This window comes from Gemmobacter sp. (assembly GCF_016792925.1).
Taxonomy (GTDB): Bacteria; Pseudomonadota; Alphaproteobacteria; order Rhodobacterales; family Rhodobacteraceae; genus Gemmobacter.
Window position 1 is genome coordinate 1 of sequence record NZ_JAEULU010000149.1, and the last position, 15,122, is coordinate 15,122.

16 protein-coding genes are annotated in these 15,122 nt (G+C 66.3%); 10 read left to right on the top strand and 6 right to left on the bottom strand.

Features of this window, described 5'->3' with window-relative positions:
* The 6 genes from JNN06_RS07285 to JNN06_RS07310 form a co-directional block, all read left to right on the top strand.
* The coding region (locus tag JNN06_RS07285; RefSeq protein ID WP_291238933.1) for a phage baseplate assembly protein V at positions 1–778 on the top strand (778 nt) is incomplete at its 5' end.
* Positions 778–1,851, top strand: coding sequence for a hypothetical protein (locus JNN06_RS07290; RefSeq protein ID WP_291238934.1), 1,074 nt, complete (start codon positions 778–780; stop codon positions 1,849–1,851). The genes JNN06_RS07285 and JNN06_RS07290, both read left to right, overlap by 1 nt.
* Entirely contained in the window at positions 1,848–3,347 is a 1,500-nt protein-coding gene (locus tag JNN06_RS07295; protein ID WP_291238935.1) for a hypothetical protein, read from the top strand. The genes JNN06_RS07290 and JNN06_RS07295 overlap by 4 nt, the downstream gene beginning before the upstream one ends.
* A 155-nt stretch (positions 3,348–3,502) precedes the next feature.
* Positions 3,503–3,799: a PRC-barrel domain-containing protein gene (locus JNN06_RS07300; protein ID WP_291238936.1), complete on the top strand. Its 297-nt coding sequence runs from the start codon at positions 3,503–3,505 to the stop codon at positions 3,797–3,799.
* Between the two features lie 12 nt (positions 3,800–3,811).
* Entirely contained in the window at positions 3,812–4,063 is a 252-nt protein-coding gene (locus JNN06_RS07305) for a hypothetical protein (RefSeq protein WP_291238937.1), read from the top strand.
* Positions 4,064–4,234: 171 nt separating this feature from the next.
* Positions 4,235–5,632, top strand: coding sequence for a sugar phosphate nucleotidyltransferase (locus JNN06_RS07310; protein ID WP_291238938.1), 1,398 nt, complete (start codon positions 4,235–4,237; stop codon positions 5,630–5,632).
* A gap of 63 nt (positions 5,633–5,695) precedes the next feature.
* Here JNN06_RS07310 and JNN06_RS07315 read toward each other — a convergent pair whose 3' ends face one another.
* A complete protein-coding gene (locus tag JNN06_RS07315; protein WP_291238939.1) occupies positions 5,696–6,043 on the bottom strand; it encodes a hypothetical protein in 348 nt (115 codons plus the stop codon).
* Between the two features lie 163 nt (positions 6,044–6,206).
* On the opposite strand from JNN06_RS07315, the gene JNN06_RS07320 reads away from it, so the two are divergent.
* Positions 6,207–8,102 carry an alpha-amylase family glycosyl hydrolase gene (locus JNN06_RS07320; protein WP_291238940.1) on the top strand — a complete coding sequence of 632 codons (1,896 nt, stop codon included), beginning with the start codon at positions 6,207–6,209 and terminating at the stop codon, positions 8,100–8,102.
* A gap of 24 nt (positions 8,103–8,126) precedes the next feature.
* Complete coding sequence (locus JNN06_RS07325; protein ID WP_291238941.1) at positions 8,127–8,402, top strand: DUF2934 domain-containing protein; 276 nt, start codon at positions 8,127–8,129, stop codon at positions 8,400–8,402.
* A gap of 119 nt (positions 8,403–8,521) precedes the next feature.
* Here JNN06_RS07325 and glgX read toward each other — a convergent pair whose 3' ends face one another.
* Positions 8,522–10,600, bottom strand: coding sequence for a glycogen debranching protein GlgX (gene glgX, locus JNN06_RS07330; RefSeq protein WP_291238942.1), 2,079 nt, complete (start codon positions 10,598–10,600; stop codon positions 8,522–8,524).
* A 158-nt stretch (positions 10,601–10,758) separates the two neighbouring features.
* Here glgX and JNN06_RS07335 point away from each other — a divergent pair, with 158 nt between their 5' ends.
* Positions 10,759–11,655, top strand: a complete 897-nt coding sequence (locus JNN06_RS07335; protein ID WP_291238943.1) for an SDR family oxidoreductase — start codon at positions 10,759–10,761, stop codon at positions 11,653–11,655.
* The gene (locus JNN06_RS07340; protein WP_291238944.1) at positions 11,655–12,614 is read left to right on the top strand and encodes a TIGR03885 family FMN-dependent LLM class oxidoreductase; all 960 of its coding nucleotides are present in this window, start codon (positions 11,655–11,657) and stop codon (positions 12,612–12,614) included. The genes JNN06_RS07335 and JNN06_RS07340 overlap by 1 nt, the downstream gene beginning before the upstream one ends.
* A gap of 78 nt (positions 12,615–12,692) precedes the next feature.
* On the opposite strand, the gene JNN06_RS07345 is transcribed toward JNN06_RS07340, so the two are convergent.
* From JNN06_RS07345 to JNN06_RS07360, 4 genes are all read right to left on the bottom strand, one after another.
* Positions 12,693–12,875: a hypothetical protein gene (locus tag JNN06_RS07345; protein WP_291238945.1), complete on the bottom strand. Its 183-nt coding sequence runs from the start codon at positions 12,873–12,875 to the stop codon at positions 12,693–12,695.
* Positions 12,876–12,958: 83 nt separating this feature from the next.
* Positions 12,959–13,762 (bottom strand): hypothetical protein, encoded by an 804-nt coding sequence (locus JNN06_RS07350; RefSeq protein ID WP_291238946.1) that lies wholly within the window; start codon positions 13,760–13,762, stop codon positions 12,959–12,961.
* Between the two features lie 151 nt (positions 13,763–13,913).
* Positions 13,914–14,420, bottom strand: a complete 507-nt coding sequence (locus JNN06_RS07355; RefSeq protein WP_291238947.1) for a DUF892 family protein — start codon at positions 14,418–14,420, stop codon at positions 13,914–13,916.
* Between the two features lie 86 nt (positions 14,421–14,506).
* On the bottom strand, positions 14,507–15,122 hold a 616-nt coding region (locus JNN06_RS07360), incomplete at its 5' end, for a hypothetical protein (protein ID WP_291238948.1).

Consider the following 15,122-nt stretch of genomic DNA (forward strand, 5'->3'; position numbering starts at 1 on the left):
CAACGGCTGGGGCGGCATGGTGATCCCGCGCATCGGCATGGAAGTGGTGGTGGAGTTTCTGGACGGCGACCCGGATCAACCGCTGGTCACGGGGTGCGTGTATAACGCCGCCAATATGCCGCCCTATGACCTGCCCGCCAATAAAACGCGGTCCACCTTCAAGACCAAGACCCATCAGGGCCGAGGTTTTAACGAGCTGCGGTTTGAGGATGAAAAGGGCAAGGAAGAGATTTTTGTGCATGGTCAGAAAGACCGGAATACAAAGATCGAAAACAATCAATCCGAGCGCGTCAATGTGAACAAGGTGGAAAGCGTTGGCCATAACAAGGCCAGCGAGATTGAGAACAACCTTCTGCAAGTTGTCGATGGCAATATGGAATTGCGCGTTGGCCCCGGCAATCGCAATTCCATCACCCCGGCGGGTGCCAAAGATTACCCCGAAGGCCTGCCGCGCATTCCCGACCGCTTTGGCCCGGCAGGGTCGGAGCCCGGCACCGGCGATCTCATGATCAGTGTCGAACAGAACAAACTTCAGACGGTCGGCGCCAATCATGATGAGGCGGTGAAAGGCAATAAGGTCAGCGATGTCAAAAAGAATTATGATCTGACCGTCGGGAAAGAAATCGTGATCGACGCGGGGGATCGCATCACCCTGATTTGCGGCCAGACGCGCATCGTGATGGAGGATAACGGCGTCATCACCGTAAACGCCAAGAAAATTCACGTGACGGCGGATGCGTTGATCACCTTGCTGGCCGATCTGGTAAAGATCAATTGATGACGGGAAGATCGCGCATCCTGACTGTCGCGGTGTTTCTGATTGCCGCCGCTTTTTTAACGTGGCGGATAGCGCCCTTTTCCGAGGCCGGGCGGGCGAGCGGGCAGACCACCGCCGATACACTAGCGATTGAAGCAGAGAGGGCCGCGCAGATGACCGAGGAGTTGGCAAGAAATTTCCCCGATGCACCTGAAACCGTGCTGGATGTCGCGCGGATTATCATGGCGGGCGAGGTGCCCTCTGCCGAAATGCTGGCGGCACTTGGGGCTGAGACCCTGAACCAAAGCTGGTCGCAGCCCATGCCGGATGTGATGCCCATGGCGGGCCATAGCTTATTGCGTCAGGCCACTCAAACCCGCAATGTGGCAGCGGCTGCGGCTTTGATTGCGACAGGGGCGGACATTCATTATAATGAAAATGAAATGCCATTTGCGGCTTTGGATATGGAGGAGCCGGGCGATCTGGTCTGGTTTCCAGATTACAGCCGGGGCAATGCCTTGCTGTCGCTCTGGCTTTCGGCGGGTGGAGAGGTCAATTTCGCGTCGAACCCGGCCTATGGCTCCAGAAGCCTTTTGCAGACCGCTCCGATTGCCAATCTGGAAGGTATCATTCTGCTGCTGCAAGCCGGTGCTGATCCGTGGCAAGCCCCTGCCGAGGGCACCAATTCGGATGGCAGTGTCTATTACGGCGAATCCTTCGCCGAGTTCAATGCAAATGCCAATCCGCAAGTTCTGGAAGTCACGTTTCGCGTGGCGCGTCTGGGATTTTATCGCAACGGGACGGCAGAGCAAAACAAGCGCCTTCTGGAGCTTTACGATCAAACCGCCTCGCAATATGTGGGCAGCACAGGGCCGGAGAACCTTCACATCATCTGGTTGTTGCAACGCCTGCTGCCCCTAGTTCTTGAGCAGACAGGGCAGACGCCGACACCCGCCATCGCGAGCGTTCTGGCAACGCCAGTGCCCGACGGGATTGGCGGCTTTTTCCTGGCGCCGGATGAAATCCGATCTCCGCCGGATGAGGATCAGCGGGTCACGAATGACAATCAGACCGGGCATGAGCGCTGGCAATGAGCGGCGGGTCCACCACCATCAAGGGCGCCGAAATCTCGGATAAGTGCATGCGCTATGCGGGCATGCTGAACCTCGATATTTACGACACGCCCAAAAATCATGTCGCCCCGGAGCTGGCAAAACAATATGCGCTGAACAAGCGCTATTGGGAAAAGCTGTGGGAGATCAAGAAGGCTGATGGCTTTCGTTGTGCCTTTTATGCGCCGCGCGATGCTGCAAAGAAGGACCGGAACTCGGTCTGTCCGCCTGCTTTGGTGTTTCGGGGCAGCGACAGCGAGCCCGAAGATTTCGCGGAATTGGCAGCCTCGGTGCGCCTGAATGGCACCTATTTTGTCGATGTTCCGATGGGCGGCGGGGGCGATATTTCCGGCCCGTTTGCCGTTGACCGCACATTTTCGGCGGCGGCGGCCTATGCCGGAAAAACCATGGCGCAGATGAATGCCAGCGGATTGAGAAAGCAATCCCTGTTCACCCGCGCGGTGGGCCGGACGCAATATAGCATTGACGGGCCGATGCTGTTCAATGTGGATATTGACCTGAACTGGACTTTGGACGCCACATTGTATTACGGCCAGAATGGCGATTGGGCAGTCAACTTTGCGCAGGGGCTTGGGCGGACGACGCCGCAATATACCGAAGCGATCAAGGCTGGAAAGCGGGCGGCGGCTGATGCAACGGCCAATTGGAACAATCGGCTGATCATCACCGGGCATTCCCTGGGCGGCGGGCTGGCCTCGGCGGCGGCCATTGCCGCGCGGATCGTCAAGCCCGAATTGCGCATCCGCTGCACCACCTATAATGCGGCGGGCCTGCATGCGAATACCGCGCGTCAGGCGGGGGGCACGCTGTCTACCGCGGCAAATGTGCCGATCCGCGCGGTTCATGTCAAAGATGAGATCCTCAATTCCATGCAGGCCCGCAGCCGCATGGTGCCATTCCTGGCGGATCTTTTGGCCTGGGGCGGGCAATCCATGCCGCCTGCCGTTGCAAATCCCAGTGCCTCGACCGGCGTTTCGCCGGGGCCGATGCCCATTACGCAAAATACCTATTCGCCCAAGATGAAACCGCTTCCGGTTCTTTTTACGCTGGACCGGCAGGCTTTGGGGCCGAGGGTCGCCGTGCTGGGTGATATTCTGGCCCTGGCCAACAATGCCCGCACGGTGCAGGTCTTTGTGAACAACACCATTACCATGTTGCTGAACCGTGTGCTGAACAACGGCAACGCCTCTTTTGCCGATCTCAAGGAATTGCCCACGCTGGGCGGTGCGCTGGCGCTTCCGCCCGATTTTCAGACCTTGCTGATGAATGCGGTGATGAAGGGCGCGCCGGTGCCGCCCTTGACCATTCGGGGCACGGGCAATGTGGCCAATCGCTTGCGTCCCTTGGCAAATGCCCTGCTGCAAGATGCCGTGACCCTAGCGCGGGTGATGATCGCATCGGGCGAGTATCATACCTTCCCGCCCTGCGCCTTTACCTTCTTGCTGGAGCCGAAATAGGCCTGCCCTCGGCGGGCTGCCCTCACGGCTTTCGGAGCGCTGCGTGCCCTTGCGGCAGTGGCGTGGCTGCGGCGCAGCGTCTGGAACCAAACCGCCTCTCGCCGGTTTCAACGCAGACAACAGGCGCTTCACGCCCGATCGTTGAGGAGGTCAGGATGGACCATAGCAAACACAGCACGTTGACCCGGCAGGAGATCAACCAGACCAACCTTGAAGGCGCGCCGATTTACGGGGTGGACGATTACAAGATCGGCACGATTTCCCATGTGCATGGTGCCGGGGCAGTGACCGATATTGTCATTGATGTGGGCGAGTTTCTGGGGCTGGTCTCGAAGCCGGTGCTGGTCAGTGTCGATCAGCTGAACCTGATGCGCGATGTGCATGGGCAGGTTCATGGCGTGACCGCCTGGACCCGGGAACATCTGCTGGCGCTGCCCGAACACCGGCATTGAGAGGAGGCGGATATGGTTCCCTATCTTCGCATCCTGCTTGTGCATCTGTGGGTGTTTTCGGTGGCCGGGGCGGTTTTGATCGGCGCCCTGTCGCTGGGATATGTCAGCATCTGGGCCTTTGTCGTGGCCGGGGTGGCCGGGCTGGTGCTTGGCGTGCCTGCGGGGCTGCTCAACTGGGTTTATCTGCGCCCCAACCGGGCGCGGGAAACCGGCTGGAGCCGGGGTCTGGCGCAGATGCTGCGGGCGGATGGCCCGCGCTTGTGACGACTTGAGGACGTGACGCGCGGCCGGGGGCGGTGATCTGCCCGAGGCGCGCGGCGCGCTTGACGACTTTCGCAATCCCTGCGGCTGCGCCTTCCGGGCAGGCCGCATCCTCCGGCGCCGGTCAGCGCGGGGGCAATATTGAAGCTGCCGATTTCAAAGGAGACCACGCTCATGCCAGTGCAATCCGTGCCCGAGACCCCTGCTGCCCTTGCCTTGTCTCCGGCCCTTGGCTTGTCCTCGGTTCTGCCGGTGCTGTTGGCGGGGGGGCGGGGCAGTCGCCTGTTCGAACTGACCGAGGCCGAGGCCAAACCGGCGCTGCCGCTGCTGGTCCAGAGCGGGCAGGCGCTGCGGATGATTGATTTCACCATGGCGAACCTGATGCGCAGCGGGTTGCAGCGGGCAATCGTGGCGACGGAATATTGCCCGAAAACGCTTCAGCGGCATTTGGGGCATCGCTGGAATGCCGCCTTTCCGGGCGGGTTGCGGCTGCGCGACGGCGCCGACATGACGCAAGGCGGCTATCTGGGCACCGGACATGCCGTGGCGGCCAACAGCGCCGAGATCGACGCGCTGGCGCCGGATGATCTGCTGATCCTGTCGGGAGATCATGTCTATGAGATGGATTATGGCCCGCTGATCCGGGCGCATCGGGCCTCGGATGCGGCGATCACGGTGGCAGTGACTCATGTGCCGCTGGCGCAGGCGCAGGCCTTTGGCGTGGTGGATGCCGAGGCGACGGCGGGCAGCGCAAGCCCGATCCGGGCCTTTGCTGAAAAGCCGATCCGCCCGCGCGCCAGCCGCGACCAGCCCGATCAGGCGCTGGTCTCGATGGGGGTTTATGTCGCGGATTGGCGCTGGCTGCGCGAGGTGCTGGGCAAGGCGATGGCGCGGGCGGAAAACGGGGTGGATTTTGGGCATGACATTCTGCCCGCCGCCGTGGCGACCGGGCTGGCACAATGCTGGGTGTTTCCGGCGCCGCGCAACCGGGCCACGGCCTATTGGCGCGATGTCGGCACGCTGGATGCGCTGCGCGAGACCATTCTGGACCTGACGGGATTTCCGCCGCCCTGTGCCCTTCCCGGCCCGACGGCGGGCGCCCAGACGGGGGCTGGCGCTGGCCGGTTGTCCTCGCTGGGCAGCGCGGTGGTGGACCTGCTGCTGCCCTCGGTGCCGCGCGTGCCGCCCACGGCGTTGCTTGAGGAAAGTGTTCTGCTGCCCGGCGCAAGGCCGGGGCCGGGAATGCGGCTGAAGCGCGTGCTGGTGGCCCCCGACACACAGCTTCCGGCGGGGCTGGTGATCGGCGAAGACCCGGCGGAGGATGCGCGCTGGTTCCGCCGCACCGAGCAGGGCACGGTGCTGGTATCGGCGGCGATGCTGGCGCGGCGGGCGGCAGAGCGGCGGCGGCTGGTGCCGGTGCAACTGGCGCCGAAAACCGATCCGCTCAAGGTGATGGCCATGGCGACCGGGGCGATTTTGGGCGGGCCTGCGGGCCGCTCCGGGCCCCCGGCGGTGATCATGACGCGGAGTGCCGCCGAAATCTCGGCCTTCCGGGTCTGGCTCAAACCCTGAGGCACGGCCCGATCACATCAAGGGCGCCCCCGGAGGCCTCGGCCGCCGGGGGTTTTGCGTTGGTCACGCCCCGTTCTGCCCGGGCATCTGCGGATCGGGGAATGGGGCGTCGGGCAGGCGCTGCAACAGCCGTTGATACTCATCCGCCATCGCCAGCGCGCCGCGCGCCGGGTCTTCGGGGCTGCGGTCAGCCTCGACGGCGCCGGGGTCTTCCTGCCCGTCGCGCAGGATTTGACGGTCTTGCAGCCAGTCGCGGATGGCAGCCTGATCGGGGGGCGGCAGGCGCGACACCAGAAAGGCCAGAAAGGCGCGATGGGCCAGCAGGCGGCTTTCCAGCGCCAGGTCCGAGGTCAGGGCGGCGGGCAGGGCCGGGGCTTCGTCGGGGCTGTGGTCTGGGGGTTGGTCGGGCATGGGCTCGGCTCCTTGGCATGCGCCGCCATTGCGGCGCCGCCGGAACCAACGCCCCCTTCCCCCGCCGGTTCCGCAGGCCGTGGCGGGGGCGCGGGACACAGAAACTTCGGGGAACACTTTGGCCCGCGCAGGGTTGCATCTGGGCCTTAACGCGAGGGATGTCATGAACGAAATCGCCCATACGAATGCCCGCCCGGATGCTGGCCCTGCCGATGCCCCGCTTGACCCGGCCCGCGCTGCGGCCACGGATCGGGCCGGGACGCGCTTTTGGGGGGCCTTGCCCGAAGGGGATGGCAGCTGGAGCTTTGCCCTCTGGTCCCCTGGCGCCCGCACGGTCAGCCTGGAGCTGGACGGCCAGTTGCACCCGATGCAGCGCGATGGCGCGGATGTGTTCCGCACGGTGCAGCCCGCCCGCGCCGGGGATGCCTATTCCCTTGTGGTGGACGGGGTGCGCCTTGTCGATCCGGCGGCGCGCCAGCTTTTGAACGGGGTGGACGGGCCTGCCCTGCTGGTCGATCCGCAAGCGCTGCGCCAGAACCGGGCGGACTGGCCGGGGCGGCCCTATGCCGATACCGTCATCTCGGAGCTGCATATCGGCACCTTTACCCCGGAAGGCACCTTTGCCGCTGCGGCGCGGTCGGAGCATCTGGCCGCGCTGGCAGAGATGGGGATCACCACGCTGGAGCTGATGCCGATCGGGGCGTTTCCGGGCCGGATGGGCTGGGGCTATGATGTGGCCCTGCCCCATGCGCCCTTCTCGCCCTATGGCAGCCCCGCCGATCTTTGCGCCTTGATCGACCGCGCGCATGAGCTGGGCATGTCGATCATTCTGGATGTGGTGTTCAACCATTTCGGCCCGCTGGGATGCCCGCTGCCGCAGATCTGCCCCGAGTTCTTTACCGCCGCGCAGACCGAATGGGGGCAGGCGATCAATTTTGCCCAGCCCGCCGTGCGCGCCTATTTCACGCAATGCGCCCTCGGCTGGCTGGAGGATTACGGCTTTGACGGGCTGCGGCTGGATGCCATCGACCAGATCCAGGATGACAGCAACCCGCATTATCTGGTGGAGCTGGCGCAGACGCTGCGGGCGCGGCTGCCGGAGCGGCAGCTGCATCTGATGACCGAGGACAAGCGCAACATCACCGCGCTGCATCAGCCCGAGGCGCGGCTGTATGACGGGGAATGGAATGACGATTACCACCATGCCATGCATGTGCTGCTGACGGGGGAAACCTTCCTGCATTACGCCGCCTTTGCGGCGGACCCGCTGGATGATCTGGCGACGGCCTTGCGCGACGGCTTTGTCTTGCAGGGCCAGCCGCGCCCGGCGGGGGGCGAGGTGAAGGGCGAGCCTTCGGGGCATTTGCCCTGGCGCTGCTTTGTCAATTTCAACTGCAACCATGATCAGGCCGGCAATCGCGCCAAGGGCAGCCGGCTGGTCAGCCTTGCCGGGCATGAGAAGGCCTTGGTCGCCCATGCGCTGTTGCTGACGGCGCCCTTCACGCCGCTGCTGCTGATCGGCGAGGAATGCGGCTCGGAGGCGCCCTTCCCCTGGCTGGCCGATTTTCCCGAACCGCAGGCCAGCGAGATGCGGCAGGGCCGGATCCGGCAGCATGAGGACATCCCGGATTTTGCCGCCGAGATGGTGGACCCGATGGACCCCGCCATCTGGGCCAGCTGCGATCCCTATGCGCGGCTGCCGCTGGAGGCGCCGTCCTGGCGGGCAGAGACGGCCCGGCTGCTGACGCTGCGGCGCGAGACGCTGATGCCGCTGTGGCGCTCTGGCCCGGCAGCCCCGGCAGAAACGCGGGTCATCGGCGCCAGGGCGTTGTGGGTGCAATGGCCCTGCGTTCTGGGCACGGTGCAGGCGGCCTTCTGTCTGGATGGCAGCTCGTCCTGGTCGGACCCGGGCGCGCTGCGCCCGATCTATCACATGCGCGCGCCGGGCAGCGGGCATCCGTGGTTCCAGCTTTGGGTCATGCCGCGCGACGCGGCCGATCACGCAATTGCCAGCGCGGCGCGGGAACAAATGCCCGCCCCGGATCTTTATGCAGTGTGAGACAATTTGCTTATGGAGGATCTCATGGCCCAGGCCGAAAACCATCAGGATACCATCCGCCAGCGGGCTTATGCGCTGTGGCAAAGCGAGGGCTGCCCGGAGGGCTGCGCCGACCGGCACTGGCAGCAGGCCGAGCAGGAAATGCAGGAGACCGGCAGCCGCATGGCTTCCGGCGCGGGCTTTGAGGCCGGTGCGGAGTTCGGGGCGGGCGCGGAGCGCGGTGCCTATGCGGAACAGGGCGGGCCGGTAGTGGCCAGCGATCCGCCGCAGCATGGCCGCCCGCGCGGCACCCGCAGCTGATCCGCCGTCCCCCCGGCTGGCGCAGCACCCCCCCCCGAACAGAAACGGCCCCGGAGCCTCTCCGGGGCCGTTTTCTTTGGGCCCGCCTTCTTTGGACCCGTTTTGCTTGGACCGGGCGTTCAGGCGCGGCAGAAGGCCTGCACCGACTGCCAGCCCAGGTCGATCTCGCCCTCGCAGGGGTCATCGCAGGCCACCGGCGAAAGGGTGGTGTCGATCCGTTTGCGCCACGCGCCTTCGGGCAAGGCAAAGCGCGCATCGTCGCCCGCGTTCAGCAGCAGCAAAAGCGGCCCCCGGCCCGGCAGGTCAAGGTGCAGGCCAAAGCAGCGCAGCCCCTCATCCTGCCAATCCTCCTCGGTCATCGCATCGCCGCGCGGATGCAGCCAGCGGACAGTCGGCCGCCCGTCCTCGGGTTCTTCGGTGGCGAAATGCAGCGCGGCAAGGCCGCCCGCCTCGCGGCGGAAAGCCATCAGATCGGCCACCACCGAAACCAGATCGTCGCGGGCCTCGTCCCAGTGCAGCCAGGTGATTTCGTTATCCTGGGCATAGCCATTGTTGTTGCCGCCCTGGCTGTTGCCGAATTCATCGCCCGCCAGCAGCATGGGAACCCCCTGCGACAGCAGCAGCGTCGCCAGCATGGCGCTGACCCGGCGCTTGCGGGCGGCCTCGATCTGCGGATCGTCGCTGGGCCCTTCGGCCCCCAGATTGTCCGACAGGTTGTTGTCATGGCCGTCTGCGCCGTCTTCGCCATTTGCCGCGTTGTGGCGTTCCTGAAAGGAGACCACATCCCACAGGGTGAAGCCGTCATGGGCGGCCAGAAAATTGACCGAGGAGGTGGCGGGCCGCGACGAATGATCGAACTGGCGCGGCGATCCCAGCAGCCGCGGCGCAAGGCGCGCGGCCAGTGCGGGGTCTTTGCGCCAGAAGGCCCGCATGTCATCGCGCGCCTTGTCGTTCCAATCCCGGAAGGGCCAGGGAAAGCCGCCCAGCTGATAGCCATCCTCGCCCAGATCCCAGGGCTCGGCGATCAGCTTGCGCTGCGACAGCAGCGGGTCCTGGCACAGGGCGGTCAGAAAGGCGCCGTCGCGCTCGAACAGGGTCTGACCCCGGCCCAGGGTGCTGGCCAGATCGAAGCGGAAGCCGTCAACGCCGACCTCGCCGGCCCAATAGCGCAGCGAATCCAGCACCAGACGCACCACCATCGGATGCGCCATGTTCAGCGTATTGCCGGTGCCGGTCACATCGAAGCAATGGGCCTTGTCCTCAGCCAGCCGGTAATAGGCGGCGTTGTCGATGCCGCGAAAGGACAGGGTCGGCCCCATCTCGTTGCCCTCGCAGCTGTGGTTGTAGACCACATCGAGGATCACCTCGATTCCGGCCTCATGCAGGCGGGAGACCATCTCCTGCATCTCGGCCAGATCGCCATAGGCGGGTTCGGGGGCAAAGAAGGTCAGGGTGTTGTAGCCCCAGTAATTGCGCAGGCCCTGTTCCAGCAAATGCCGGTCCTGCAAGAAGCCCTGCACCGGCAGCAGTTCGACCGTTGTCACCCCGATGCGGCGCAGATGGTCGATCAGGGCGGGGCTGGCCAGACCCCGAAACCGGCCCCGGTCGGCTTCGGCCACGCCCGGATGGCGCATGGTGGCGCCGCGCACATGGGCCTCCCAGATCAGGCTGTCGGTCCAGCGGTGCCGGGGCAGGCCCTTGTTTCGGGCGGAGGCGGCCTCTGCGTCGCGGCCTGCGGTGACGACGGCCTTGGGCATGAAGGGCGCGGAATCGCGGGTGTCGATCTGCCGGTGGTCCTGCCCCACCGGGTAGCCAAACAGCGCATCATCCCAGATCACCGCCCCCGAGACCGCCTTGGCATAGGGGTCCAGCAGCAATTTCGCCGGGTTGCAGCGATGGCCGTCCTCGGGCGCATAGGGGCCATGGACGCGGTAGCCATAAAGCTGGCCCGGCCCGATCTTGGGCAGGAAGCCGTGCCACAGCCCGCCTTCGCATTCCGGGAGGTCACCGCGAAACTGCTCGTGCTGGCCGGACGGGTCATACAGCACCAGCTCTACCCGGGTGGCAACGCTGCTCCACAGCGCGAAGCGGGTGCCATCTGCCAGGGCCTCGGCGCCGGGTGACGGAGGGGGGGCGCCATCCAGCGGGGCGAAAGCGGGGCGCGGATCAGACTGGGAGGAAGGGGAGGAGGAGGGCATGAGGGGCAAATCCTTTGATGCGTCGGCCCTCAACGCAGGCAGGGGCCGCTTTGTTCCGCCGCGCAGGGCGGCGGGCGCAGTGCCGGAGGGAAAAGCCGAAAAGACGGGCAGAGAGGCTGCGGGCGGGAACTTTCCCACCGGGGCCGGGTTGTGGGGGCATGACACAGAATCCGGATTTTTCAGACAAGGTTGTCGTCGTGCTGGGGGCCTCGGGGGGCCTCGGGCAGGGCGTGGCGCAACAGCTGGCCCAGGCGGGCGCGCGGGTCGTGCTGGCGGGGCGGCGACAGGATGTGCTGATCCATCACGAGCTGCGGATCCGCGAGCGTGGTGGCATCGCCATCGCCGAGCGCTGCGATGCCACCCGCCTTGCCGATGTGGCCGCGCTGGCCGAGGCGGCAGTGGCCGAATTCGGCCGGATCGACATCTGGATCAACAGTTTCGGCGCGGGCGCCCTGGGGTTCTTTTGGGATCTTCCGCCCGAGGATCAGGCCCGGCTGATCGACACCAACCTGACCGGCGTGATGTTGGGCACCCATGTGGCGCTGGCGCAGTTCCGCCGGCAGGGCTCGGGGCTTTTGATCAATCTGGGCGCGGCGGGCAGTGAGGCGCCGGTGGCGATGCAGGCCACCTATGCGGCGACCAAGGCCGCCGTCCAAAGCCTCGGGCGGTCGCTGAATGAGGAGCTGCGGCTGGAAGGGCTGCACCCACACATTGCGGTCAGCACCCTGATGCCCGGCGCGGTGGACACGCCCTTCTGGAGCAATGCCATCAATTGCACCGGGCAGGCGCCGCCGACCGCCGCGCTGGATGATCCCGCCGATCTTGTGGCGGCCATCATCGCCGTCTGCGCCCGGCCTGCCCTCGGGACTTCCGATTTCGACCCCACCGCACCACCCGCGCCGCAAGTGCGGGAACATGCCTCCATCCCAGCCGAAAGCCCTGCCGAAAACCCAGTTGGAAACGCTGCCGTAAACGCTGCCGGGGCCAAGGCCGCACAAGGACGATCCGGCGCGGACCCGGTGGCCGCCGCCCGCCTGCCAGAAGGATCTTTTTGATGGTCATGATCGGCTATCACGCCTCGCATGAACAATTCGCCCCCTCCGAGCTGCTGCGACTTTGCCGCAAGGCCCAAGAGGCCGGGTTCGATTGCCTGAAATCCTCGGATCATTTCCATCCCTGGAGCGAAAGGCAGGGCCAATCGGGCTTTGCCTGGGCCTGGGCGGGGGCGGTGCTGGAGGCGACGCCGCCGCTGTCGCTGGGCATGATCTCGGCCCCCGGCTATCGCTACCACCCCGCCGTGCTGGCGCAGGCGGCGGCGACGCTGGCAGAGATGTATGAGGGGCGGCTGTGGCTGGCCCTGGGCAGCGGCGAGGCGCTGAACGAGGCGATCACCGGGTTGCCCTGGCCCGACAAGGCCGAGCGCAACGCCCGTCTTGCCGAATGCGCCGAGGTGATGCGCGCGCTGTTTCGCGGCGAGGAGGTGACGCATCGGGGCCGGGTCACCGTCATCGGCGCGCGGCTCTACAGCCGCCCGGCGGTGCCGCTGCCGCTTTACGCCGCCGCCATCAGCCCGGAGACCGCCGCCGAAGTGGCGGGCTGGGCCGATGGTCTGTTGACCGTGGGCGGCGATGTGGAAAAGGTGGCGCGGGTCGTCACGGCCTTTCGCGAGAATGGCGGGGCGGGCAAGCCGGTGCATATCCAGCATGCGCTGTCCTGGGCCGATACCTATGAAACGGCGCTGGCCGAAGCGGCGGATCAATGGGCGCCGGTGATGATCGGCGGCGCGGTGAACCAGATGCTGTCCCGCCCCCAAGACTTTGATCTGGCTGCCAATCAGCTGCGTGACGAGGATTTGTGCCGCGATCTGGCGATTTCGGCCGATCTGGATCAGCACGCCGCCTGGATCGCGGATCTGCTGGGGCTGGAGGCCACGCTGCACCTGCATTGCGTCGGGCGCAATCAGGAGGCCTTCATCGAGGCCTTCGGCGCGCGGGTGCTGCCGCAGCTGCGCTGACGCCCGCCCTTCCGCCTTCCAAGACCATTCAGGGCGCGCGCCTGTGGGGCGCGCGCGCCGCAGGCTGGCCGCGCAAGCTCAGGGCCGCGCGGGCGGCAGATTGCCCGGCTGTTTGGTGTTGGTATCGGGCCGTGCATCGGGGTCGCGGCGATGCTGCCCGGCCGGGTCGATCTGCTGCTGGCGCTGGTCGATGACATTGGGCGCCACCTGGCGCAGGCTGGCGGGGTCTTGCTGTGCCGGGGTTTTGGGATCATGGGCCATGGCGAGGGATACCTTTCGAGATTGATGAATGCGAAGGGGCCGACACCCTGCAACGGGGTCGGCCCAGACGGATCGGGTGACGGTCAGTTCTGGACCGGCAGGGTGGAGCGGCCCAGCGTCGAGGGGTCGTTCTCGATGAAGGTCGGCAGGGCGTTCAGCTGATCGCGGGTCCAGGGCAGGTAGACGCGGGTTTCGCTGTCGCTGCGATAGATCTGCAAATCGGCAATCGGCACGGCCACGCGATGTTCCCCGATGCCCAGAAAGCCGCCAATATCCAGCACGGCATGGGTGGCCTTGCCGACGCTTTCCAGCTGGTCGGCGCCCGGCTTGCCCATGCCCTGCGGGGCGAGCGCCGGATCGGTGGTGCCGGTTGCGGCGCCGGTCTCGGCACTGGTGGCGCCGGAATTGGCATCCCCCGCCATATCCGACCCCGAGCCGTCGGGCGCGGTGGCCTCTGCCCCGGCATCTGGCGCGGGCGTGGCCGGGGCGGCGGGGGTGCCCGTCGGGGCCTCCGCCGTGCTGCCCGCCGCGCCATCGGACATGGCCGGAGCGCTGCCGCCCAGGGCGGTCTTGTCCAGCACCAGATCATGCACATCGCCAATGGCATCGCCTGTGGCGTCATAGAGGGTGGCACCCAGCACATCCTCGGCGGTCAGCGCCAGATCCTGCCGCTCAAAGCCCTCGGGCGGCTCGATCATCGGGGCTTCGATCATCGCGGTCGAGGGGGTCTCTGCCCCCGTCGTCGCGGTGCCACTGCCGGCAGTGCCGTCCTGCGTGGTGCCGGTCTGGTTCGTCCCGGTCTCCGGGGTGGAACTGTCGGTCTGGGCCTGCACGGCGGTGACGCCGAGCGTGGTGGTCAGGAGGGTGGTCAAAAGCAGGTGTTTCATGACTTCGATCTCCGTTTCAGGGGCGCTGCCGGGGCAGCATTGAAAGCGGCGGGTGGGGCCCGCCTGCGCGCGGCCTTCAACAAGAAGGGCAAGCGGCGCAGCACGGCCCCACCCACCGGCGAGAGTCACCAGCGATGCTCAGCGGCGACGGTCAGCGGCCCGCCGGAAGGTCGGCAGCATCGCGGGTCAGGAAGGCGCGCGTGGTTTCTTCCATATGGGCCAGCAGCCAATCGGCCATGGCCTGCTCTTCCGCCAGATTGCGCTCGAACACGCTGAGGGCGGCGGTGTCGCCCAGTTGCCGGGCGGTGGCGATCAGAACCTTGTAGGCGATGATCTCCATATGCTCGAAGGTATAGCTGGCCATGCCGCCCTTCACGACCTCATCTGCGGCAAAGAGACCGCTGAGGGCCTGCCCGGTGGCAGCCATCTTGCCCATCGCATCCTTGAGCATGGAGGTGCTGGTATCGCGGCTGTCGAGCAGATCGCGCAGCGCCCCGGCCTGATCTTCCGTCTCGGCGATATGCTGCTCGATGCGGGCGCTCAGCTCGGGGTAATGCTCCAGACGCGAGACCATGCCGCGCATCATCGTCAGCGCCTGTTCTTCCATCGCATGAGCATCACGGAGCCAGGCCAGATAGTGCGAGCGAATGTCATTCATGATATAATCCTTTGTGTTTCAACCCCTTGAGGGCTGCTGTCGGGAAGGAGAGGACGGCGCGGGATGCGCCGCCCTCCGGGGCGTGATCAGCGGCGGCGGTTGTCCCAGCCACGGCGCGACGCTTCGGAATGGCCTTCGTAATCGCCAAACCAGCCGCCCTGGCCGTGATCGCGGCGGTCATCGTCATCGCGCCCGCGCGAGGACCGGCGGTCGTCATCATCGCGCCCGCGTGAGGACCGGCGGTCGTCGTCGTCGTCGCGCCGCGAGGCACGGCTGCCCGAGCCGCGATCATCCTCGCGGCGGTGATCCCAACCGCGACGCGAGGCCTCGGCATGGCCTTCGGAATCGCCGAACCAGCCGCCCTGACCATGATCGCGGCGGTCGTCGTCGCCCCGGCCCCGCGACGAGCGCCGGTCGTCATCATCATAGCGGCCCTGAGACCGGCTGCCGCCGCGCCCGCGATCCTCGTCATCCGAACGCCCGCGCGAGTCGCGGTCATCGCTGCGCGAGCGACCCCGGCCCCGGTCGTCATCGTCGCTCATGAAGCGCCCGCGCGAGTCGCGTTCGCGGTCATCGCCACGCGAATTGCCGCCCGAGCGACCCCGGCCCCGGTCGTCGTCGTCGCTCATGAAGCGCCCGCGCGAGTCACGCTCGCGGTCATCGCCGCGCGAATTGCCACCCGAGCGGCCCCGGCCACCCCGG

Excerpts from the sequence above, each read along its gene's own strand:
- JNN06_RS07290 (WP_291238934.1), top strand. The coding sequence starts at position 778 with ATGACGGGAAGATCGCGCATCCTGACTGTCGCGGTGTTTCTGATTGCC.
- JNN06_RS07295 (WP_291238935.1), top strand. The coding sequence starts at position 1,848 with ATGAGCGGCGGGTCCACCACCATCAAGGGCGCCGAAATCTCGGATAAG.
- JNN06_RS07300 (WP_291238936.1), top strand. The coding sequence starts at position 3,503 with ATGGACCATAGCAAACACAGCACGTTGACCCGGCAGGAGATCAACCAG.
- JNN06_RS07305 (WP_291238937.1), top strand. The coding sequence starts at position 3,812 with ATGGTTCCCTATCTTCGCATCCTGCTTGTGCATCTGTGGGTGTTTTCG.
- JNN06_RS07310 (WP_291238938.1), top strand. The coding sequence starts at position 4,235 with ATGCCAGTGCAATCCGTGCCCGAGACCCCTGCTGCCCTTGCCTTGTCT.
- JNN06_RS07315 (WP_291238939.1), bottom strand. The coding sequence starts at position 6,043 with ATGCCCGACCAACCCCCAGACCACAGCCCCGACGAAGCCCCGGCCCTG.
- JNN06_RS07320 (WP_291238940.1), top strand. The coding sequence starts at position 6,207 with ATGAACGAAATCGCCCATACGAATGCCCGCCCGGATGCTGGCCCTGCC.
- JNN06_RS07325 (WP_291238941.1), top strand. The coding sequence starts at position 8,127 with ATGGCCCAGGCCGAAAACCATCAGGATACCATCCGCCAGCGGGCTTAT.
- glgX (WP_291238942.1), bottom strand. The coding sequence starts at position 10,600 with ATGCCCTCCTCCTCCCCTTCCTCCCAGTCTGATCCGCGCCCCGCTTTC.
- JNN06_RS07335 (WP_291238943.1), top strand. The coding sequence starts at position 10,759 with ATGACACAGAATCCGGATTTTTCAGACAAGGTTGTCGTCGTGCTGGGG.
- JNN06_RS07340 (WP_291238944.1), top strand. The coding sequence starts at position 11,655 with ATGGTCATGATCGGCTATCACGCCTCGCATGAACAATTCGCCCCCTCC.
- JNN06_RS07345 (WP_291238945.1), bottom strand. The coding sequence starts at position 12,875 with ATGGCCCATGATCCCAAAACCCCGGCACAGCAAGACCCCGCCAGCCTG.
- JNN06_RS07350 (WP_291238946.1), bottom strand. The coding sequence starts at position 13,762 with ATGAAACACCTGCTTTTGACCACCCTCCTGACCACCACGCTCGGCGTC.
- JNN06_RS07355 (WP_291238947.1), bottom strand. The coding sequence starts at position 14,420 with ATGAATGACATTCGCTCGCACTATCTGGCCTGGCTCCGTGATGCTCAT.